The organism is Undibacterium sp. Dicai25W, assembly GCF_049340505.1.
Taxonomy (GTDB): Bacteria; Pseudomonadota; Gammaproteobacteria; order Burkholderiales; family Burkholderiaceae_D; genus Undibacterium; species Undibacterium jejuense.
The window spans coordinates 142,476-164,952 of sequence record NZ_JBMPOQ010000009.1; the positions used below are offsets into that span (position 1 = coordinate 142,476).

Below are 22,477 nucleotides of genomic sequence, written 5' to 3' on the forward strand. Positions count from 1 at the left end.
TCTCAATCCAGTTTAGTGCGGCGTTCTGCAAATGCGTACAGAGGACGCCAAAGCAAACGGTTCATTGCAATAACAAACAACGACATCAAGGTGATGCCTAAGGCGATGTGTGGGTAATCGGCAGTTTCGGTCATGTTCGCGATATAGGCACCAAGGCCTGATCCATTTAATCTGGTCGGACCCCAATTGACGACTTCCGAGACAATACTGGCATTCCACGCGCCGCCTGAGGCCGTAATTGCACCCGTGACGTAGTAAGGCAAAATTCCGGGCAACATCACATCACGCCACCACCGCCAACCTTTAATCCGGAAGCTACGTGCGGACTCTAACAAATCATTCGGAAAGGTCGATACGCCGGCGATCACATTAAACAGGATGTACCATTGCGTTCCAAGTATCATCAATGGCGATAACCATATTCGTGGATTGGCGTCGTAATGCAGGATTAAAAAGACAGCGATCGGGAACATCAGATTCGCTGGAAACGCCGCCAGAAATTGTGCAAACGGCTGCACGATCTGTGCCCAGCGTGGCCTTAATCCGACCGCGACACCAATCGGTACCCAGATCAGGCTGGCAATGATCATAAGGATTATGACCCGAGTTAAAGTCAATAAACCCGCCTGAAATACAACGAGAAGATCGTTCATTGATACTTCATTTTTAAAATAATGCAGTAATAGCCATAAGCCGTAAGCCAAACCCAGTAGCACCGAAGTAAGCCAAAGACGGTCGACAATGTGACGCGAACCCGTGGGTCGTGTCAGAGCAGGAATGTTATCTATCCAGGATAAACGTGCGCGTCCCACACGTTGCAGAGCATGGGTGAAATGCGCAGCGAGAGGACGTAAAAAACGTGTACTTCGGATCAGTGAAATCAACCAACTTTTAGCATTAACCTGTGCGGAGGTTTGCTCAAAGCGGAATTTTTCCGCCCATGCCACTAAGGGTCGAAACAGCAATTGATCGTACATCAGAATCGTGATGCTCATCGCCACAATCGCCCAGCCTATCGCTTGCAGATCGCGATGCGCTATCGCTGTCGCTACGTAGGAACCTATGCCCGGTAACGTGACTTGTAGTGTACCCACAGTAATTGCTTCTGAGGCGACAACAAAGAACCAACCGCCTGACATCGACATCATCATATTCCAGATCAAACCCGGCATCGCAAACGGTACTTCCAGCCGCCAGAAACGCTGCCAGCCAGAGAAGCGAAAACTACGACTTGCTTCATCTAGATCATTCGGGATCATGCGCAAGGACTCATAAAAGCTGAAAGTCATATTCCATGCCTGGCTAGTAAAAATAGCAAAGATTGCCGCCAGCTCAGGCCCCATCACATTGCCTGGAAATAGCGCAATAAAAAACACCGTAGTAAATGACAAATAACCTAAAACTGGCACCGATTGCAACACGTCTAAGATAGGAATAAGCACCATCTCAGCACGACGGCTCTTAGCGGCTAAGGTCGCATAGACGAACGTAAATAATAAGGAAGCCAGCAAAGCTGCTAACATCCGCATAATGGTGCGCAATGCATAATTAGGTAAAGCAGAGATCGATAATGAAATCTCAGGCTGATGCGCAACGGCAAACGGTTGCAACATCTGCCGTGCACCTGAACCGAGTAAGATCACCACCGTCAAAACCAAAAGGATAGCGAATAAGTCACGCCATCCGGGCACACGCTGATTCCAGCCATCTCTCACTATCAAGGTGAGGTTTTGATGCATACGATACCTCGATGAATTTGCACGACAATTCGGTATGTTGAAAAACGGAAATCTGATGCTGATACGGCTTGTTGAGATTAAGTTGACGCAATGATCTCTCACTTCGGTGTCCGCACTTACTCGTCTGTGTAAATATAAACACATAAAGTTAGTGGGAACTGTGCCATACCAAACGTACAGCAAAGGGTAAGAGCGAAACGAGCTTAGGCGTAGATTGTGGCAAGTTGATGACAAGGAGATGACTCTTTGATATTGAGCAAATTGCTGACATGTCGTCGACAAGTCCATAGCCAGTCCTGAAACTTCACGAAATTAAAAAATATTCTGTTTTGCATACAATATTTTCAAATCTCAAACGTCTTCATAGGTATGACATCACGAAATAAGCCAGACAACACACATCAACAGCACAGTGCCATCACTGAAGCAGTCGTTCGTTTCCGCAAGAAACTAGCGGGCTTCATTGTGCGCCGTGTTGGTGATACTAGTGAGGCTGAAGATATTTTGCAGGATGTTTTTTATGAATTAGTTGAGGCATATCAGTTTCCGGACACCGTAGAGCAGGTCAGTGCCTGGTTATATCAGGTCGCGCGTTTTCGGATTATTGATCGGTTTCGCAAGAAAAAAGAACTATCCCTGCCAGAGTCAAGTGATGATCTGGGTGAAGAAGATGAGTATAGCCTCGATGGATTGTTGCCATCGCCGGATGAGGGGCCAGAAGCAGCCTTCGCCCGGACGATGATGCTACAAGAATTGCAGCTTGCCATCGATGAATTGCCAGACAAGCAGCGCGAAGTTTTTATTGCACACGAATTGGACGGCCAGAGTTTTAAAGATATGGCTTTGCAAACCGGCATTGCAATAAATACCTTGTTGGCGCGCAAACGCTATGCAGTGCTGGCGCTACGTAGCCGTTTGCAAGAAATTTATGATGCATTGGAAAATTAAGGAGAACGACATGAAATACGCATGGATGAGATGGATGAAAGGTTTAATGTTAGTCCTATTCGCAGCACTCGCTGCGGTGGTGATGTGGTTGTGGAACTGGGTCATGCCTGCCTTGTTTCAAGGAGTGCAGATAATTGATTACTGGCATGCACTCGGTTTGTTAGTGTTATGTCGGATACTGTTTGGCGGCTTTCGCGGGCACGGCGGAGGACACGGTGGCTGGCATGGCCATAGACACTGGCAAAAATGGCAAAAGCTCAACGACATGACGCCCGAAGAGCGGGAGCAATTTTTTCAACATCGTCGCCGTCCATTTGGTCAGCGTGAGCAATAAAAATGCGTTTAAACCCTAAGTCAAGGCGCAAGTCTGATTACAAGCAATCGCCCGGCGTTCTGATGCCTATCGTGAATGTAAAACGTTGCGAAGGCAAAGGTGATTGTCTGACGGTATGCCCAGAAAACGTGTTTGAAATTCGCACAATTGATGCAGCAGATTTTGATGACCTGAATTTGCTACAGAAATTCAAGCTCCGTGTGCACGGCATGCAAGTCGCGTATACTCCCAACGCTGATGCTTGTCGTGCATGCGGTCTTTGCGTGACAGCTTGCCCGGAAAAGGCCATTACTCTTGGACGTAAAAACTAAAAATGACGACGACAGATCCCAGTTCTTCCAAACCAGTATTCTCAACCTACCAAAAGATGGTCGTTGCTATGCTGGCATTTTTACAGTTTGCTGTGATTCTCGATTTCATGTTGATGTCGCCTTTGGGCGCGGCCATCATGCCTTCAATGGCAATTTCTGCTCAACAGTTTGGGCTGGTGGTGTCAGCCTACGCATTTAGCGCCGGACTCTCTGGCTTACTCACTGCGGGCTTTGCTGATCGCTACGACAGAAAAAAACTGCTCTTATTTTTTTACACTGGTTTCATACTTGGTACCGTCTGGTGCGGGCTGGCGCAGAGCTATGAAACGCTGTTGCTGGCGCGTATTGTGACGGGCTTGTTTGGTGGCGTGATTGGTTCTATCGTATTGGCGATTGCGACCGATTTATTTGCACCGGAAATGCGCGGCCGCGTGATGGGCATGATACAAACCGCGTTTGCAGCCAGCCAGGTATTGGGTATCCCCTTTGGTTTGTATTTATCCAATCGTTGGGATTGGCATGTGCCATTTTTTGCGATGGCCTTGTTAGGTTTGATTGGTGGATTGTTAGTGCTGTGGAAATTGAAACCAGTCGATGCACATCTGGCGATTCCGCAAGAGCATAGCGCCTTTAAACATTTGTTCCATACCGTGACTGAACCACGCTATTTATTGGCGTTTGCAGCGGTGTCGTTATTGACCACTGGTGGTTTTATGTTGATGCCTTTTAGCAGCACTTTTGTGGTCAATAATCTGAATATTAGCATCCATCAGTTGCCGACTTTGTATATGATCACTGGTCTATGCACGATCTTTTTTGGACCAATGATAGGTAAGATCTCCGATGCAGTGGGTAAATTCAAGGTCTTCATTTTTGGCACCTTGATGTCAATGCTGATGGTCGTGATTTATACGCACATGGAATCAGTATCATTTCCACTGTTGGTGCTTGTGAATGTACTGCTGTTTGTCGGTATTTTCTCGCGCATGATTCCCTTTCAGGCGATGATGGCTTCAGTGCCCACACCAGTGCAGCGCGGTTCATTCAGTGCCATTAGTGCATCGATTCAACAATTGTCGGGTGGTATTGCCTCGGTTGTTGCAGGCCACATCGTTAGTTTTGATGCTGCAGGAAAGCTTCAGCATTATGATCGCTTGGGTTATATCGTGATCGGCACGTCGATCATTGCCTTTTGCATCCTGTGGCGCTTGCAGCACGTCAATGGCCGCGCTGCGTTGTTAAGTGGCACCCGTCCCGTTTGAGAAAAAAATAGCGAAGAGGAACCATTACGCAAGCTAACGTAAAAGGATGATCAGTGTTTAAGTTGCCCACCGTGGCCACGGCGCCATTCTGCCCATCAGAAGTGACGGGCACAGTCACAGTTATATCGACCGATCCTGCGTGGAAAAAGGTACTGCGCTTTGCTGGACCTGGTTTATTAATCTCGATTGGCTATATGGATCCCGGCAATTGGGCAACCGCGATTTCTGCCGGATCTTCGTTTGGCTATGCGCTGCTATTTGTCGTTGTTTTATCCAGTTTGGCGGCGATGTTGTTACAGAGTATCAGCCTTAGATTAGGTATTGTCACTGGTAAAGATCTGGCGAAACTCTGTAGCGAGCAGTACCCGCGACCAACCGCGCTCGTTATGTGGGCGTTTGCAGAACTATCCATTATTGCCTGTGATGTCGCTGAAGTCCTTGGATGCGCACTGGCGTTTAAGTTGATCTTAGGCGTTTCTTTGCCAGTGGCAATCGGTATTACTGCTCTTGATACCATTTTAGTTTTGGGATTAAAGGGCGCTGGGTTTCGCAAAGTAGAAGCCATCATTTTGGCGCTAATCGCCACCATCAGCATTTGCCTGTTAGCAGAACTCATTCTATTGCGTCCGTGCTGGGAATGTGTCGCGCAAGGCATTCTTCCTTCCATGAGTGCGCTGAAGAATACCGACGGTTTGTATCTTGCTATCGGCATCCTCGGCGCCACTGTCATGCCTCACAACTTGTACCTGCATTCTTCTGTTGTACAAACCAGAAAAATTGGCAACAGCGAAGCCAGTCGCCGTGAAGCAATCCGCTTTGCCAATATTGATTCGATCATTTCTTTGTTTTTTGCCTTACTGATTAATGCCGCCATTCTGATCCTGGCGGCTGCGGCTTTTCATGGGAAATCGGTGGTAATGGAATTAGATGATGCCTACCATTTGCTTGATCCTGTGACGGGGAGTGCGTTTGCGGGATTGATTTTTGGTATTGGTTTATTGGCTTCTGGTCAGAGTTCAACCTTTACCGGAACCATTGCCGGTCAGGTGATACTCGATGGTTTTCTGAAAATGAAAATCCCATGCTGGCAGCGACGTATTGTGACGCGCGGTCTGGCCTTAATTCCAGCACTGATCGGCGTCACGATCTGGGGCGAGCACTCCGTTGGGCGGTTGTTGATTCTGAGTCAGGTAGTGTTGAGCTTACAGTTGCCATTTGTGATGTATCCCATGATTAAAATGGCGGCTAGTGAGCGCCTGATGGGCAGATTTAAAAGCTCAGTTATTGTCCAACTGGCGGCGTGGATACTCTTTGCGATGATTTCTGCAGCAAATATCTGGTTGGTATTGCATACATTTGACGTCATTTAAGTATCGTTTCATGAAGTTCTAAAAGTTGTGAAAAAATTATTTCAAAACGTATCAACTTTCATTGGTGATAAGTTAATATGTGCTCTCATTTTTCCAACCTCAAGGAGTTTCGACGTGAAATTAATTCGCCTTATCAGTATATGTATGGCTGCCACCTGTATGGTTTTATCCGGCTGTGCATCTGTCAATGACGTGCTCGTCGCAAAGGAAAGCGGTAAAGAGGGGCTGACCCATGAATATGCGATTACTCAAGATCAGGCGTGGGACATTGCAAGAACTGTATTCCGTTGGGAAGGTGCCGACGGTATTGAAGAACATCGCACTGAAGGTTATATGCTGACTTCTTCTGGTGTGAGTTTAGCTTCTTCTGGTTCCGTGATGGGTGCCTGGGTAGAAAACGGTGCAGATGGAAAAGTAAAGGTCACTGTCGTAACCAAACGTCGCGTTAAAACTGACCTCTTTATCCCGCTGTCAGAAGAAGGGTTCCATCGTCGCTTTACACAAGCAGTGGCGATTGTGAAATCAGGTCAAAAATTACCTTTAACATCACCTGCGTCGTAATAGTAAATTTTTTTTGAAGTAGCGACCTCTTTTCTGTCGATGCGGGAAAGAGGTTTTTTCATCCAATTTTTCAAAAAAAAGCACTAAAAAATTTCCAATTGTTCGACAAATAAGACCTGTTTTTTCTTGCGCAATTTATTTAATCGCAGAAGCTAAAAGAATTCTCTCGTCTTCTCAACATAGCGCTCGCTAACCGGAATCTGGGCGCCACAAATTAATTTAATTGAATACGAACCATCTCCCACTACTGCTATACTTTTCAATTGATCGATGCGGACTATAAAGCTACGATGTACACGAATAAATACCTGTGGGTCGAGGTGTTTTTCTAAGATACTTAAGGCGATGCGATGAAGGACGATACGTTGATTTAAATGTAGTTCCACATAATTTCCAGCACTGGCAATCCAATCGATGTCGTCGACAGAAATCGACTCCATTAATCCGACGGAACGTGCCACTATTTTTTTTAAATAACAGTTGGAATTATTATCTGTAAGTGTTGGAACTTGTTCTCTATCGAAGTAATCGCGCAGTGCATTTGCATAGCCACGTTTGTCGTTGAGCATTTCAGATGCCCGTTGAAGGGTTTGCGTAAAACGACGTGGATTAATTGGTTTAAGCAGATAATCCAAAGCGTGTACTTCAAAAGCTTCGATCGCGTGAGTGTTGTAGGCGGTCACGAAAATAATGAGGGGCGGTTGTTCGGAATTGCTTAAACTACGTGCAAACTCAATACCATTTTCTTTTGGCATTTGTATATCGAGAAAAATGATATCGACTTTCTGAGTATCTAAGAATGAACGCGCTGTCGCTACATCAAAAAACTCACCAACTATCGTCCAGTTTTTTTTTGCTGACAAAAAATATCGCAACATAATACGGCCGGATTCCTCATCATCGACAATGATTGCACGATTGATTTCCCTCTCAGTCAATGTAGCATTCGTATTCATTTTTTAACGATTCAAGAAGCGAGGTAAGCGTAGGTTGACCTCGAAACGCTTGTTGATGCGCTGCGTTTCTATACTGGCTTGCCCACTATATAGCAGATCTAAGCGCGCGCTGATATTGCGTAAGCCGAGTCCAGCACCTTGATTAATTCTGGTAGCACCGTCCAGATCGTGCAAGGGGTTGCTGATGTAAATACCAATATGAGTTTCCGTATGGCTAAATTCAATCAATATATCACTGGCTCCCTGGTGGCAATCCAGATCATGGCGCAACGCGTTTTCCAGCAAGAGTTGCAGTAGCAATGGAGGGCATTCTGCATTGTTAATCACATCGTCAATACCAGTGATAGTCAATTGCAAACGTGATCCATAACGTAATTTCTGCAAGCCAATATAGTCTTGTAAAAAGGCAAGTTCATCAGAAAATCGTACGCTATCTTTTTCTGCTGCATCAAGAGCATAACGTAATAATTCGCTTAAGCCTTGAATGCCGTTCAATGCTTTTTCTTTACTATCTGTTAAAACCAATGCACTGATGGCATTAAGTGCATTAAACATAAAATGAGGTTCAAGTTGTGCTCGTAAAGCAGACAATTTTTGCTGTTCCAATTCCAAACGCAGATGCAAATTTGCGATACGTTCTTGTTCCCAAATTTTTTCTCGTAATTGTGTTCTTTGCCGATTCTTGACGATCACAACCGCAAAAAAAACCGCAGTCACCGACGATAATCGTAATAATGAAGAATAGTCATCCAATGCGGTGATGTGGGTTTGAATTGTTTCCCAGGTTATCTGTTGATTGCCATCGCTCAAAAATAGTTTGAGCACAAAAAACAAATTTAACGGCAAGAAAGAGAGCAATAAAAGCCCGTAGCTTAAGATGATCCTTTTGCCGTTGCAAATCCAATCCGGAAAGCGCGAAAAAACTGCATAGAGAATGAAACTCAGGATACACAATGCGATTGCACTGCGGCCCCAATCTTTGAAAATTTCCCAATAGTCAGGCAAGAATCCCGAACGCAAATCGTCGTTGTAAGACGTCAATGCACCAATGGCGGTAAAGACCAGCCATGCCGCAATATTCAGCGCAAGAATTTGAGCCAGTTTTTGCCAGTAAGACCAATTCGCTAATTGTGAACTGGTTACTATTTTCTGTTCGGATTTCATTTTAGGAATAGTATAGCAGCGGTGCCAAATAGCAAGTCAGTGCATCATTTAACAAAGATACATATCCCAAGATCCGTTGCGGCACCGCTACCTCGGGTGCCGCATTTATCCAACGAGAGCGAAACTTGCTTTCTAGGTTTTACGCATTTCGCCAAAAATTCAGTCGACTTTCTCCGATACGGGCTGGTATATATTGCGACCACACACAAATCAACGAACCCACTAGCAAGACAGCATATTCGCAGCCATCGCTGCCACTACCAGATGAAAACCATCCATGAGGTGCATGGTAAAAAATGGTCGACATCGTATAGATGAAAGTAAAGAACAAGCCGAGCGGAAAGATGAAGCGTCCCCATGCAAACAGGGGGGCGCCAAATGCTTCTACGATGGTAATAAGCCAACCTAAAGCGAGCCCTGCCGGGAAGCCCATGTCTGTGATGGCACCGCCTAGGTCTGCTGGCCCTGAGAACGCCGGAACGGCAAAAAACAGGCGTGCCCAACCGTGGATCGTGATGAGTGCAGCAATAAGAACACGTAAAAATATCATCATCTTTTGATTACTGTGATTACTTAACATAGAGTCTCCTAAAGGTTAAAAATTGCAGGAGAAATTATGGAATTAAATGTAAAAGATGTGGTGCAAGATGTGACGAAACTCCGATATTCTGGGAGGAATTTTGGCGTCTCGGTTTGGAGTGGTTTCTATGGCGGTAGATTTAATTTCTTGTAGGACGGTTGCAACCCGCGCTGCCGTTGGATTGATTAGGGGTTGGCGGATTCTCCCTGCATTACCTGAGCTTGTGTATGTTGCTCTAGGCTTTACGCCAGAGCGGTCGAACACGTAAGAAAAAATTATAAAGCAGATCTAAAATAGAGAGCGCAAAGCGATTGGAAAGTAGCGGCGTTATCCACGACAAGGCGGGCAAATGCTTCCACATCTCAACAAACGCTGCTGCCCCATGAACTAAATTACCGCTTGCGTCTCTGACGTGCAATCGCGCTAACGCGGCTGGTCTATCGAGAGTTGTGCCTAGTTCTTGTTCATTACAGACACTGGCATCTATCCATTTAATTTTCTCGCCACCTTTTAATTTTTGATAAGTCGCAATTTCTTTGGAACAGATGGGGCATGCCCCGTCAAAATACACGGTGCAGCTATTTCGAGGTGTGCTTGCTGAAGAGTCAGAAGTGGTCATGATGATACCTATCGAGGTAATGCAATAACATGATATGCCGCCGATTTTCTGTGCAAATCGACGTTATCAATCGCCATTATGCCACTAATGTAGATTATATTTTTTTGGCCAGATATTGTGCTGTCTGGCATTCCAAATTGATGAAGAACAACACAATTTGGAATGCCAGAGGGACAAAATTTATTAAACTTTTAGAACTTATATGTTGCACCGACTTGTGCGCTACGACCAATGTACTGATACAGGGAGGGATCGTAGTAACCACGATAAGTGTTCATCCATACGGCGTCAAATGGTGGTGCACGATTCAGTAAATTATTGACGTTTGCATACAGTCTCCAGTTTTTAATGCCGGAATAGCTGGCTGCTAAATTAAACAAGCTATAAGACGGCGCATCGGAGCTGGCAGTGTTAATCACTTGCTTATATCCGCCGGTGAATTGCCAGCTCAGAGAAGTAGTCCAATTATTTTTAGTCAGACTAAGGCTGGTATTGCCTTTCCAGCGTGGCAACGCACCACCAAACACGGTGTTATTGGCGCCGTTATTGCCAGCAAAATCAGGGACGATGCTATCAGGAATTTTGAAATGCCAGACGTAGGCCCAGTCGCTGTTTAAAGTGAAGGTGCCGATGCTACTTGGCACGGCTTGTTTCAGAGTCGCTTCGAAGCCATCTGTATTTAAAAATGAAATGTTTGAGTAGGGCAGTTTGTATAATGGCTGTCCCGGATTGGCTGTAACAATGGCTTCAATATTTGGTTGGCTGATGACATTGCTGACATAGACTTTATACCAATCTAATCCAATGTCCGTCGTTTTGGTTGGCGAAAATTGAAAACCAAGATTGTAGTTTTTTGTCTTCTCCGCCTGCAGATTAGGATTACCAGTAAAATATTCATTCACGTTTTGATTGCCTACGACTTGATACGTAACGCTTTCTTTTTGATCGAGTTCAATCAAGGTTGGTGCACGGAAACCGGCATTGTACGAGCCATACATCGTGAATGATTTTGTTGGTTGATAGCGCAGCGCAATGCGTGGTGAAAACACGCCACCAAAATCATTGTAGTGATCATAACGGCCAGCCTGACTCATGGACAAATTGCTTAAGAGTGGCACGTCGACTTGATAGTAGAGTGCCGCGGCATTTCTTTGACCTTCAACGCGCTGCGTAATTGGATTAACAAAGTCAAACGAACCCGCACCGATGAATTCACTCTGATGTTGGAATTGCACACCAAAACCCAGGCCAACATCACCAGCCGGGACTTTAAACACATTCCCTGAAGAGATTGTCGCATCCAAGGTATCCAGCTTAGACAGTGCACGATAATTGGACATGCCAAACAAACCCGGCAGTGCATTGAATGTCGTTGGGTTAAACGTAGTGGGTGTGACGTCATTCATATAATTTTGTACTACCGACGCATTGATTTGATTGCTGTAGGCGTTTGATACTTTACTTTGTGAATGACCGTAAGAAGTTGCCCAATCCCAGTCACCATATTTTTCAGTCGCAAAAGAGCCCTTGATGCCGGATGAAAGTCTATAGAAGTCAGAGGTGGTGTGAAGTACCTGAGAATCAGGGAAGTAGTAACTCAATGGATTGCCACCAAGCGTAGGCGCAAACGGTGTATATCCGGTGCCTGGCACGAAGTACAGCGATGGCACTAACGCATTCGCGCCGAAGCCAGCCTGACCCGCGGCGAGAGACGTGGTATTGTGGCTATCCATCAGATCAATGAACGCTTGGCTATAGTCGCCGATACGGAAATCCGCATGCACCTTGGCGCTACTACGAGTTACCTGCGCTGCCAGTGATTGTGCGCTGGCACCATTTTGTGAACAAACTGTGCCTTCACTTTTTGTCTGTAAATTGTTTGCGCCAGAGGTTACCTGCGCGTCAGAACCGCAAACAGGCAGTGCTTGTGGGCCATTTGGCGTCATCACAAATGAACTTGGCTGCGAAAATAGACCGCCTTTCTTGCCAGAGTAATCCTGCGTTTTGGTTATGTCTCTTTGCGCCATGGAAATACCACTTTGATTCAGATAGCTCAATGCAGTCGTTATGTTATAACGATCTGTATCAAGATTGCCGAAGCCATTCAAAACACTCAAACTTTTGGTGTATTGACCGCCCAATTGCGTACCACCCACGTTACCGTCAACTTCAGTTCCGTGATAATTTTTCTTGGTAATGATATTGACGACACCAGCGATAGCATCTGATCCGTATTGTGATACCGCACCCGCTTTAACGATTTCAATATGATCAATGATGTTCAATGGCAGAGTGTTGAGATCGGTAAAGGTGTCTGTACCACCTGATGCGAATGCATATGGCGTTGCACGCTGACCGTCAATCAATACCAGCGTGTATTTGACGCTCAAACCACGTAAGGCAATACCTGTTGCGCCCGGCGATTGATTGAGCACTGTGCTCTCGTTGTAACTACTGCCCGAGTTGGCGCTGATATCACGCAAAAAATCAGCGACGGTTGACGCGCCACTTTCCTGAATATCAGCCGCGGTGACACGTTGCACCTGGTTATATTCGGTTCGGTCTGAAGCACGTATCAGCGATCCAGTCACTTCAACACGTTGCATCGGTGTCTTATCGGTCGCGTCGGTTGTGCCAGCGTACACACCGAATGATAATGTCAAGGCGGTACCGCCAGCAACATGAGAGAGTAGAGTCGAAGTACGAGGTAGTGTGTGTGGTAGAGTGCTAGCGACTAGCGTTGAAATAAGTTTTTTCATACGAATTTTCTTTGTAAATATTTTTAATTTGCGATGTTCGTCATTGACGAAAGAAATCACTTCAGGGCAATGAGAACGTGTTTCGTTGATATTGTGTGGACGGAAAATCCGATGGAAAAAAATGATATGCCTTGAAAATGCGCGGAAGTGGTGAGTACGTAAAACGACATGGCATCAAGACTCAAAACATAGAGGCGTGACGATGCCTTGCTCAATACTTTTGCAATCACAGGACGTGTTTAGCCAGAACGTGAGCGTGCATCAGCACGACTCGCGAACAAAGGCGAAGCGCGACCTTGATCAGGACGCAAAGTCGAAAAAAGCGACGAGCGTGCCGATCAATAAATTAATCAATTTTTTAGGATAGGGAATGAAACTGGCGATACGCCAGAATGCTACAGCTCGCAATAAGCAAGCTGCAGGAGAGAAGTCTACCTGGAGCTTGCGATCACTACGGGGCTGATTACCCATCCACCGGATAAAGGTGTGTATCTACAACTATAACTGTCCAAGATCGGACCTCCTATGTGACATAATGCGGCGGATTCTAATTGCCTTAGTTTTGATGTGTCAAGTAAATAAAGTGTAAACGTGGGGGAACATTTTTTTCTCGAAAATCAGTAAATAGCTGGCGCAGAAAATCAGAACAAAAAATTAATCTTATTGCTTGACTTACTTTGGAAATAAAAACTAAAATTCGCCATCGAAAAAACATGGAGCTTTGATCTTGGACAGTTGTAGTTGTCGCTTGCTGAAATTGGGAAACATCCCAGCCAATATCGTTTAAGCTCTGTAGTCATCTCTGCTGTAGCGACGATTTCGCTGTAGTGTCACTGACCATCACGGTCATTTCCAAACTTGTTTGCCACACGATGCGTATGCGCTAGTGTTGACCTTTGCTCCTTGCGAGTTCTTCGTCAGCCAGCTTGTCGCCTGTTCGGGAATAAGACTACGTCTATCTACCTGAGTCCCGCAGCATGCATTTACTTTGAAGCGGATTAAAAACGAAGAGTGTTCGATAACACATCGACCTTTTCATTTGTGGGCATTCTTTTTGCAAGCGAGTACTAAAATGAAAAAAATAGAAATCTTAAGCCTGGCCGCCAATGGCCGACACGCAGAAAAATCCAGCAACTGGAATTTTGGATGGTCTAGCCGGCAAGTGGATGCGGCAATAAAAAGTCGACGTTTATCAGTTGATCACAGCGCCAGAAACAGTGGCAATGAATCAGGTAGCTTTCTGAGTAAAATTCCATCCGGACGATAGGCCAGCTCTGTCAAAATTATGCGTGCTCAACGACGTATATTGGAACTGAATATAGTCTATCGGAAAAACCTTGTGCAAGCTTGCTCGGAGAGTTAGCATCAGGTAAATGATTTCATTATTTTCAGTTACCGTAGCTACAAATTTTTTATGCTAAACATATCGATATTGTCGCGCTTTACCCGCTTGCTTTTGCTTGGCTGCTTATCGTTACCTATAGCTAGCAAGGCCGCGAGTATCATTGATTATCCGTTTCAGGAAAATTCAATTGCCGTTTGTAAAGTCGATTTGCATAAAGATCAATTGCAGATGTTCTGGCGCGATGAACGAAAAAATGTTTTTGGCAAATTCGGTGTATTGCAGCAGTGGCTCAATCAACGCGGTAAATCCTTGGTATGTGCAACGAATGCAGGGATTTATGAAGAAAACCTTCGCCCTCTGGGTTTATATATCGAGAATGGCATTGAATTGCGTCGCCTTAATGTACGCAAAAACGCGTACGGAAACTTCTATTTGCAACCGAATGGTGTCTTTGTTATTCGTGGAACGCAAGCGCATATTATTAATACCGATCAATTTGCAGCTGAGCGCAGTATGCAGTGGCAAGATGTGACTTTTGCCACGCAATCTGGTCCTCTGTTGATTGAGCATGGACGTATCAATCCTATGTTCTCCGCAGGCTCGGATAATCGCTTAGTCCGTAATGCGATATGTACGCTTTCAATCAATGAAAGTGCACTGGTCTTCTCGCGTGGCATGATCAGTTTTTTTGACTTCGCTCATTTTCTGAAAGATAAATTGAACTGTACTGACGCACTTTATCTGGATGGCAGTGTTTCTCGTTTTTACCCTGGGTTAGCTTCAGACATCGGGCCACAATTTGGTGCGATGATTGGGGTCGTTAAATAAGTGAATCACGATCGATAGTAAATAGTCTTTTGTCGAAAAAAATGCCGCTGAATTCATTCGCGGCATTTTTTTCTTTCATCGACAACAACTCAGGAAATTAATCCTTCTCAATATCCTGATTCGCATCATTACGAATATATCCTTCATCGTGAATCGTAAAGGTACCAGGTGCAATCAATTTTTCATCGACTGCACTGACCCGCCATGCAACTTGACCCTCAGATGTGACGATCAGCAACGGTAAGCGGTAACGAGTACTCCAACAGATATGGGTTGCCCGATCCGATTGAATCAAATCGTACCACTGACATGGACTCAATGTTTCAGGCGCTTTTGCCGGAGCACTAGCTTTTTCTAAACGGTATTCGCCCTTTGGATGCTTCAAACCGTGTGCCAAATCAAACCAATCCGTAAAATTTCCTATACGGTACAAATTAGTGCGATCAATTCGGGTGTGGATGTGTTTTTTCAGATCCAAAATCGATAAGCTGTACTCAACATCACCAGGTTTGCGATTCGCATAGATTTCTATCGTGTCGTCAGTACGCCGTTTTAAACGTTGTTGACCATCACGCCAAACTTCTAATTGGTGCTCTTCACCTTTTGCCGTGAATACGGCTTGGTAATGCAGGCGCTTGCTTTCACCTTTGTCGCTAAAAATTTTATTAAAACTAAGAGAATCTGCGTGGGCATTCAGATGAGAAAAGCTCGCGATAGCACCTATCGCGAGCCACAATCTGAATCCCTTCGCTGTGCGAGGGATAAAAAATTTCATTATTGGCGAATCGCTTTTGCGTAATCAAAATAACGGTAAGTCTTACCATCAACGGTCAGATCTTTAACACCGAGGTTAATGTTGTAACTACCAGTCAACGAAGAATCCGCAGTTGCTCCAGTTGGATCGGTTGGCAATTCAAAACGCAGACCTGTCGCTGGGCTTGTTGGAGAAACAGTGCTGACAACAACACTTGGCGCTGATTTGCTGGCTGGCGTCACCAAGGCTTCATTCAGGATACGACCATCCGCTTGTGGCATCGACAAACCTAATAAGTAGGCAACAGTCGGTGCAACGTCAACGTTACCAGAAGGTCCGGCAATGGTCGCGTTGCTGAATGAAGGACCCGATGCAATCAAGGTATTGTGGACATCAGTGATGCCGAAGCTACCATGCATACCATGTTGACCGGCGCTAAAGCTTTCAAATTCGATGCCTGGCATACCTTGGATGGATACCGTGCTATCCCAGTTAAAGCTGACCACAACGTCTGGCTGACCATTGTTCTGGCGATTTGCATTTTCCAGATTGACTTGCGCCATTGTTAATGTGCCTGGGATCGAACCATAACGGCTATCCACAAAGATCGCACCGTATTCTTCACGTTGTTGCAGGAACTTGACCAGATTTTTTACTGTAGTTGCGTCGTGACCAGGAACATAGAAATAATCCGAACCACCGTTGGCGGCTACAACGATACCATTTGCAGGCAGTGAACCTGGTGCTGGAACTGCAAATGCTGCAACAGGCTTGGCCAGGCTTGCGCTAATTGCCTGGTATTTCGTGTTAGCCGCACCGCACAGTGATCCAGTTGTATCCAATTGAACTGCTAAAGTTGGTGTACCTGCTGCGTTCAAACCGTACATAGGAGAAACAGCACACTTAGTGCCATCGTAAGCATTGAAGCCGCGATAGGTCAGCAAATCTGCAGAGCGCACGTCACCAGAGAATGAATAGCCACCGCTCGCAGCAACACCGCCGATACTTGCAGTATTGGTGCCACTGGTAGAGCCATTGACCAACGGACCATTCGGCAAGGTTGTGGAAGCATTGATAGTACGCAATGGGTAAAGATTCAATGGACCAGAAACACTGGAGTGGCCATGATCCGACACCACGATAATATTAGTTGTGCTGTCCATACCATTGCTGCGCAAGGCAGAGATCAGCTCACCCAGGCGCGCATCTTGTGAACGTAGACCTGCTTTGGCATTGGCAGTGCCTGGTCCATAACCGTGCTCGACATTATCTGGAGTACGGAACCAGATCAGTGACAGCATTGGTTTTTTGGTTGGCAGAATATAAGAAGTAAATACGGACATCATGTATTTATTTGCTGCATCTTCCGGTGCACCTTGGGTCGCATCACTAGGATCACGCGACGCAATGGCTTGCACGCCATTTGGATCAAATGCGGTGGTGTTGAAGGTGACATAACCAGCACGTGCAGTTGGATTACCGTTCGTCGCTGACAAGGTCACTGCATCAGTACCAGAATAGCCACGTACAGTATTTGTTGGCAGTGCGTATCCCGCTGTCTGAAGTTCTGTTACCAGGCTACGTGGCGAGACTGTATTCTCGTCCAGAAAGTAGCCACCTTTACCCAAATCCTGAATATACGCCGCGCCACTCTTACCGATGGTCGCAGTCACCAGGCCACCCGCTTGCGCCGTTGCAAACAAGCTCTTTACGAGCAACAACTGACCGCTGTAGTAATTGTTCAAGGTATTGAGTACTTGATAGTCTTCAGTAAAGACTGGATCAACGTAATCTTGTGCGCTACCACCAGCACCATTACCGACAGGAATGGTGTTGCCGGTGCCTTGTGGTGGTGTCCAGAATGTATTGCCATAAAAACCGCTGGTTTTAGGAAACGAGCCTGTGGCAAATGATGAGCCATTCATCATCGTGAAGGTTGGATACGTCGAATGGTTATCGGTAAAGTTGGCTCCGGATTGACGCAAGCCATACAAATTGGGTGTATCGGTGGCGTTAACAGAATCTGGGCGCAAACCGTCCCATACCATAATGATCGTGCGTGTTGCAGTGATCGCTGGTGTTACTGGTGTTACTGGTGTGGCTGCGGGTGTAGTAGAGGAACTGCCACAACCGCCTAGCATCAAGCTGGCAGTCAGTGTAGCAATCATAGACATTGCATATTTCATGGAAATGAACTCCGTACGTATAAGGAACAGTGGTATGACAGGTGGGGTGCTAAATCAGGCAGGCTGATGTTATTGGAATAAAGTTACACGGTAGTGACAAGGGATATCTGAGCGAGGTTCGCTGTTTAATTTATTCGCTTAGTTATCGCTTTAGCGCTTTAATTATATTAATAAAATATTGCCAATTTGAAATTATTAAATTATCCTCTTCCCACATTGGCTGACTGCTTAACTAGTCGCTCCAGCTAATGAATCTTCCTGCGATTTTTTTGAAAAAGTTATTCAGGAAGACCCTGCGTACGTGATTCAAGTTCTTATGGCTTTACAAAAACGAATAATGTTAAGAGGAGACTGAATTGAGTAAAAAGATTTTATGGATCGTGATAGCCTTGGCTGTACTTTTCTCGATAGTGATCGCGGCGATGGCACCAACGTCTCAAGGCGATGCGTCGCGTGCCACGGCACAAATCGCTGTAGTGGATGATGCATGGAGAGCTGCATTACCGCGTGATCCGGTGGCGGCAACAGAGGCCTACATGTCACGTATTTCGCCAGCAGCAAAAGCACGTTCAGATGCGTATTTTGAAGGTGGATATTGGCTACAATTGCTTGATCTCATCGTTGGTCTGGCTGCTGCACTTCTTTTGTTGCGAACCAGAGCACTGGCAAGTACGCGTGATTGGATTGCAAAAAAAGTACGCCCAATGTGGCTGATCGATACCTTTACAGCGATGGTTTATAGCGTTTTGGTTTCGCTCATTACATTTCCGGTGGCGGCTTATGAAGGCTACTATCGCGAACATCTATACGGCCTGTCCAACCTGAGTGCGATTGATTGGTTTGTTGAAAATATCATGATGCTCAGTATTTCAACGGTAGCGATGGGGATAGCGGTTGGACTTCTTTATATTGCTCTGCGTCGCACGAGCCGCAATTGGTGGATTTGGGGCGCTGGTATCGGCGTTGTGTTGATCGGTGTCATGATGTTGTTGGCGCCAACTTATATTGATCCTTTATTTAATACCTATAAGCCGATTACAGAAGAACGCATCAAAACACCGGTGATGGCAATGATGCGCGCCAATGGTGTGCCGATTGATAATCTGTATCAGTTTGACGCCTCTAAACAAAGCAATCGCGTCAGTGCCAACGTGTCCGGAATTTTTGGTTCCGCCGCAGTACGGATGAATGACAACCTGCTTAACCGCAGCACTGTGAGCGAAATCAAGGCGGTATTAGGGCACGAGCTTGGTCATTACACGATGAACCATATCTACAAAGCCTGGATGGAAGTCGCCATCGTACTGGTGATCGGATTTGCTTTCGTTAAATGGTCATTGGATTGGTCTATCGCTAAATGGGGAGTCGAGTTTGGTATCAAAGATCATGCCGATATTGCTGGCTTCCCTTTATTTGTCGCTTTGTTTTCAGTATTCATGTTTATTGCCACACCGATTAACAATACGTTGATACGTACGCAAGAAACCGAAGCTGATATGTTTGGTTTAAACGCCTCGACGGAACCTCTTGGTTTTGCAGAAGCTATGCTGAAGTTAACTGAATATCGCAAATCTGATCCCGGTCATGTCGAAGAATTTATTTTCTTCGATCATCCAAGCCCAAAAAAGCGTATCTACGCTGCAATGCGCTGGAGAGCGGAACAATTAAAACCTTGAGGACGATCATTGAAGTGATTTGTTGAAAAAATAGACCAGACTGCCATCCGGTCTATTTTTTTGAATAGCTTGCTTAGACTTATTACTTTGTCGCTCGTCGTCCCCATTCTGCGGCAGCAATGATCATCGCTGCTGATACGACGATATTGAAACTAAACGGCTGCCCCGTGGTCATCACCACAACGATAGTTGATAACAAGGGCGTCAGAAAAGCGAAGACCCCAATGCGACGTGGATCACCAGTTTTCATCGCCGCATCCCACAGAAAAAACGCACCGCCCAATGGCCCCAGACCCAGCACTGCGATTCTGAATAAATCGCCAGACGATAGCGTTGTCGCAGGTTCAAACAAAAAGTGACATGCCAAAGACAGCATGCCGGAGATGGCAGCAAAGCTTCCTACCGCCGCTGTCTCAAAATGCGCGACGCGCCGTGTACCCAATGAATACGTTGCCCAGATCAGCGCAGAGCCAAAGGCGAATAGATAGCCGATATGAAATCCACCGCTTAATCCCGCATTGCTACTGCGTCCGATAATAGCAACGGCCGCACCGCTAAAACCTAACAACGCTGCACCGATATGTGCGCGACGCAATCGGGTTTCCGGCAATATTAATGGCGCAAGCACGACTATGCCAAGCGGCCACAGATAATTGATTAAATTCGCTTCCACCGCGGGTGCTGTGCGCAAAGCGATGAAGAATAGCAAGTGAAAACCAAATAGACCGTAGACACCTAATAGCATGGTCAACGGAGGTACTTTCCATCCTGAAAGACGAAAACCAGAAAGCGGAACAGCAATCAAACTACCGATAATCAATGCAATACCGGTCAGTAAAAACGGCGGTACGTGCGATAGCGTGAGCCCAAGAGCCGCGAGGATAGACCACAAGCCGATAGCGGAGAGGGCCAGGAGATCTGATTTCATCTGGTTTTTGTTTTACTTTGCTTTATTTCGCATTAGCGAATTTCTACTTGATAACGGAAGCGATCAGCAGGCCCACGTGAACGCCGCCATTCTAATGGCTGTCTATCGTAACCAAGCGCTAGCCTGTCGATCACAATGACTGGTTGATCTTTTTGGATACCGAGTTGCTTTGCAACCTCAGCATCGGCGGTTTCTACCGTCAATGTTTCTTGCGCTGAGGCGACAGTGTGTCCGCATTTTTCTTCATACAACGGGTACAGCAGATCACCAAAATCAGACAACTCCAAATGCATCAGTGCGCCAAATTGTGCGTAAGGCAGCCAGATTTCTTCCAGCAAAACGGCTTGACCATCCACCAGGCGCAAGCGATCCAGTCGGATCGTTTTCGCGCGCTTAGTCAGACCTAATGCAGATGCGACTGACTCTGGTGGTGTCAACAACGCGCGTTGAAGAATGCGTCCCTCGGGCACTTTATTCTTTGTTCCTTCCGTCTGGTGCCGAAAAAAACGAAACAGCGACGAATTAAAATTCGGCCTGCGCACAAAGGTACCGCGTCCTTGTGAGCGTTCAAGCAAGCCATCTGCGACCAGCGTATCAACTGCCTTGCGAACGGTGCCAATCGCCACCTTGTAAGTTTTGGTGAGCTCGGCCTCAGTCGGAATGGCGGAATCAGGTTGCCATTCACGATTCATGATTTTTTCTATCATGTCATCGCGTAAGCGGTGGTAGAGCGGGAGGCGGTCGTCAGATTGATTCATATCTACATATAGAGGATTACTTGTTTGCACTGTAACCCGAAGCCCCGTTGTTCGTCCAGAGCTAAACTTTGGTTGACATAGTCGGTATATAGGTTTAACTTTCATATAAACATATATATGACTGTATGTTTATAAGAATAATTCAAGACTGGTTTCCGGAGACAAAACATGTTTAAGTGGTATCGACAAGTATCATCGCTAGAGAGAAAAACCTTTTGGGCGTGCTTTAGTGGTTGGGGACTGGATGCACTGGATGTGCAGATGTTTACGCTCGCCATTCCCACCATCATCGCCGTCTTTGGCATAGACAAGACGCAAGCAGGCCTCATTAGTGGTGTTACGTTGGTGGCGTCGTCATTGGGTGGTTGGGTCGCGGGCACGCTGTCAGACCGCATTGGTCGCGTGCGTACACTACAAATCACGATACTCTGGTTTTCTGTCTTCACCTTTCTGTGCGGTTTTGCGCAGTCTTTTCCGCAGTTGATTTTTCTTAAGGCGCTGCAAGGATTTGGCTTTGGCGGCGAATGGGCGGCTGGCGCAGTCTTGATGGCCGAAACCATCCGCAGTGAGCATCGTGGCAAAGTCATGGCAACGGTACAAAGTGCCTGGGCCGTAGGATGGGGCGCCTCGGTGATTTTTTACACCATACTGTTTTATTTCCTGCCACCAGAAACTGCTTTGCGCGTAATGTTCATGGTGGGTTTGTTGCCAGCGCTATTAGTGGTCTATGTGCGACGCTCTATTCCCGAGCCAGAAAAACGCCCAGCCCCGCAAGCATCCGGTGAAAAAATTCCCCTCGTCGGTATCTTCGCCCCCGAAGTATTAAAGACCACCATCCTTGGCGCATTGTTGGGCATGGGCGCACATGGCGGCTATTACGCGCTGATGACCTGGTTGCCGACCTATTTAAAAACCGAACGCCATCTTTCGGTGTTAAGTACCGGCGGCTATCTTGCCGTGATCATCGTCGCATTCTGGTTTGGTTGCATGGCGAGCGCGACCTTGATTGACCGCATAGGCCGCCGCCGTAACGTCGCCTTGTTTGCGATTTGCTGCACGATTACCGTGTGCATGTATTTGTTGCTTCCTCTGAGTGATACCGAAATGCTGTTCCTTGGATTCCCACTCGGTTTTTTTGCGGCAGGTATTCCAGCCAGTCTGGGGGCGCTGTTCAACGAATTGTACCCGGCACATATACGCGGCACCGGCGTTGGTTTTTGCTATAACTTTGGACGCATCGCGTCGGCGGGTTTCCCGGTATTGGTTGGCTATATGAGCAAATCCATGCCATTAGGACAGGCAATTGGTATTGATGCCGGTATTGCCTATGGCATCGTGGTGTTGACGATTATGTTCTTGCCAGAGACGACTGGCCGCAGTCTCAATTAAATAGCGTCGA

Annotated in this window: 20 protein-coding genes; 10 read left to right on the forward strand and 10 right to left on the reverse strand. The window is 46.3% G+C overall.

Features of this window, described 5'->3' with window-relative positions; all coding sequences use genetic code 11:
• Nucleotides 1-2 precede the first annotated feature (2 nt).
• Nucleotides 3-1,739 carry an ABC transporter permease gene (locus ACO0KY_RS12250; protein WP_423046390.1) on the reverse strand — a complete coding sequence of 579 codons (1,737 nt, stop codon included), beginning with the start codon at nt 1,737-1,739 and terminating at the stop codon, nt 3-5.
• Between the two features lie 369 nt (nt 1,740-2,108).
• Between ACO0KY_RS12250 and ACO0KY_RS12255 the strand changes: the two genes are divergently transcribed.
• The 6 genes from ACO0KY_RS12255 to ACO0KY_RS12280 all read left to right on the forward strand — a co-directional run bounded on the left by ACO0KY_RS12255 (nt 2,109) and on the right by ACO0KY_RS12280 (nt 6,525).
• Nucleotides 2,109-2,687, forward strand: a complete 579-nt coding sequence (locus ACO0KY_RS12255; protein WP_423046392.1) for an RNA polymerase sigma factor — start codon at nt 2,109-2,111, stop codon at nt 2,685-2,687.
• A gap of 10 nt (nt 2,688-2,697) precedes the next feature.
• On the forward strand, nt 2,698-3,021 hold the full coding sequence (locus tag ACO0KY_RS12260; RefSeq protein ID WP_423046394.1) for a hypothetical protein: 324 nt from the start codon (nt 2,698-2,700) through the stop codon (nt 3,019-3,021).
• A 2-nt stretch (nt 3,022-3,023) separates the two neighbouring features.
• On the forward strand, nt 3,024-3,332 hold the full coding sequence (locus tag ACO0KY_RS12265; RefSeq protein WP_423046396.1) for an ATP-binding protein: 309 nt from the start codon (nt 3,024-3,026) through the stop codon (nt 3,330-3,332).
• 2 nt (nt 3,333-3,334) lie between these two features.
• A complete protein-coding gene (locus ACO0KY_RS12270) occupies nt 3,335-4,594 on the forward strand; it encodes an MFS transporter (RefSeq protein WP_423046398.1) in 1,260 nt (419 codons plus the stop codon).
• A gap of 53 nt (nt 4,595-4,647) precedes the next feature.
• Nucleotides 4,648-5,964 carry an Nramp family divalent metal transporter gene (locus tag ACO0KY_RS12275; protein ID WP_423046400.1) on the forward strand — a complete coding sequence of 439 codons (1,317 nt, stop codon included), beginning with the start codon at nt 4,648-4,650 and terminating at the stop codon, nt 5,962-5,964.
• A gap of 114 nt (nt 5,965-6,078) precedes the next feature.
• Nucleotides 6,079-6,525 carry a hypothetical protein gene (locus ACO0KY_RS12280; protein WP_222613110.1) on the forward strand — a complete coding sequence of 149 codons (447 nt, stop codon included), beginning with the start codon at nt 6,079-6,081 and terminating at the stop codon, nt 6,523-6,525.
• 152 nt (nt 6,526-6,677) lie between these two features.
• Here the strand turns inward: ACO0KY_RS12280 and ACO0KY_RS12285 are convergent, their stop codons facing one another.
• The 5 genes from ACO0KY_RS12285 to ACO0KY_RS12305 all read right to left on the reverse strand — a co-directional run bounded on the left by ACO0KY_RS12285 (nt 6,678) and on the right by ACO0KY_RS12305 (nt 12,603).
• Complete coding sequence (locus ACO0KY_RS12285) at nt 6,678-7,481, reverse strand: LytR/AlgR family response regulator transcription factor (RefSeq protein WP_423046402.1); 804 nt, start codon at nt 7,479-7,481, stop codon at nt 6,678-6,680.
• A 3-nt stretch (nt 7,482-7,484) separates the two neighbouring features.
• On the reverse strand, nt 7,485-8,645 hold the full coding sequence (locus ACO0KY_RS12290; RefSeq protein ID WP_423046404.1) for a sensor histidine kinase: 1,161 nt from the start codon (nt 8,643-8,645) through the stop codon (nt 7,485-7,487).
• Between the two features lie 139 nt (nt 8,646-8,784).
• Nucleotides 8,785-9,225 carry a DoxX family protein gene (locus tag ACO0KY_RS12295; RefSeq protein ID WP_423046406.1) on the reverse strand — a complete coding sequence of 147 codons (441 nt, stop codon included), beginning with the start codon at nt 9,223-9,225 and terminating at the stop codon, nt 8,785-8,787.
• Nucleotides 9,226-9,460: 235 nt separating this feature from the next.
• Nucleotides 9,461-9,844, reverse strand: coding sequence for a thiol-disulfide oxidoreductase DCC family protein (locus ACO0KY_RS12300; RefSeq protein ID WP_423046408.1), 384 nt, complete (start codon nt 9,842-9,844; stop codon nt 9,461-9,463).
• 191 nt (nt 9,845-10,035) lie between these two features.
• A complete protein-coding gene (locus ACO0KY_RS12305; RefSeq protein WP_423046410.1) occupies nt 10,036-12,603 on the reverse strand; it encodes a TonB-dependent receptor domain-containing protein in 2,568 nt (855 codons plus the stop codon).
• Nucleotides 12,604-13,675: 1,072 nt separating this feature from the next.
• Between ACO0KY_RS12305 and ACO0KY_RS12310 the strand changes: the two genes are divergently transcribed.
• Together ACO0KY_RS12310 and ACO0KY_RS12315 are read left to right on the forward strand one after the other, a co-directional pair.
• A complete protein-coding gene (locus ACO0KY_RS12310) occupies nt 13,676-13,870 on the forward strand; it encodes a hypothetical protein (protein WP_422990766.1) in 195 nt (64 codons plus the stop codon).
• Nucleotides 13,871-14,017: 147 nt separating this feature from the next.
• Nucleotides 14,018-14,776 carry a phosphodiester glycosidase family protein gene (locus ACO0KY_RS12315; RefSeq protein ID WP_423046412.1) on the forward strand — a complete coding sequence of 253 codons (759 nt, stop codon included), beginning with the start codon at nt 14,018-14,020 and terminating at the stop codon, nt 14,774-14,776.
• A 97-nt stretch (nt 14,777-14,873) separates the two neighbouring features.
• On the opposite strand, the gene ACO0KY_RS12320 is transcribed toward ACO0KY_RS12315, so the two are convergent.
• Together ACO0KY_RS12320 and ACO0KY_RS12325 are read right to left on the reverse strand one after the other, a co-directional pair.
• Nucleotides 14,874-15,551 (reverse strand): hypothetical protein, encoded by a 678-nt coding sequence (locus tag ACO0KY_RS12320; RefSeq protein WP_423046414.1) that lies wholly within the window; start codon nt 15,549-15,551, stop codon nt 14,874-14,876.
• Nucleotides 15,551-17,704: an alkaline phosphatase family protein gene (locus ACO0KY_RS12325; RefSeq protein WP_423046416.1), complete on the reverse strand. Its 2,154-nt coding sequence runs from the start codon at nt 17,702-17,704 to the stop codon at nt 15,551-15,553. Before ACO0KY_RS12325 ends, ACO0KY_RS12320 begins: the two co-directional genes overlap by 1 nt.
• Nucleotides 17,705-18,072: 368 nt before the next feature.
• On the opposite strand from ACO0KY_RS12325, the gene ACO0KY_RS12330 reads away from it, so the two are divergent.
• Nucleotides 18,073-19,392: a M48 family metalloprotease gene (locus ACO0KY_RS12330; protein WP_423046418.1), complete on the forward strand. Its 1,320-nt coding sequence runs from the start codon at nt 18,073-18,075 to the stop codon at nt 19,390-19,392.
• Between the two features lie 82 nt (nt 19,393-19,474).
• On the opposite strand, the gene ACO0KY_RS12335 is transcribed toward ACO0KY_RS12330, so the two are convergent.
• Entirely contained in the window at nt 19,475-20,320 is an 846-nt protein-coding gene (locus tag ACO0KY_RS12335) for a DMT family transporter (RefSeq protein WP_423046420.1), read from the reverse strand.
• Nucleotides 20,321-20,352: 32 nt separating this feature from the next.
• Nucleotides 20,353-21,078: a GntR family transcriptional regulator gene (locus ACO0KY_RS12340; RefSeq protein ID WP_423046422.1), complete on the reverse strand. Its 726-nt coding sequence runs from the start codon at nt 21,076-21,078 to the stop codon at nt 20,353-20,355.
• Between the two features lie 168 nt (nt 21,079-21,246).
• Here ACO0KY_RS12340 and ACO0KY_RS12345 point away from each other — a divergent pair, with 168 nt between their 5' ends.
• The gene (locus ACO0KY_RS12345; protein WP_423046424.1) at nt 21,247-22,467 is read left to right on the forward strand and encodes an MFS transporter; all 1,221 of its coding nucleotides are present in this window, start codon (nt 21,247-21,249) and stop codon (nt 22,465-22,467) included.
• The last annotated feature ends 10 nt before the right edge of the window (nt 22,468-22,477 follow it).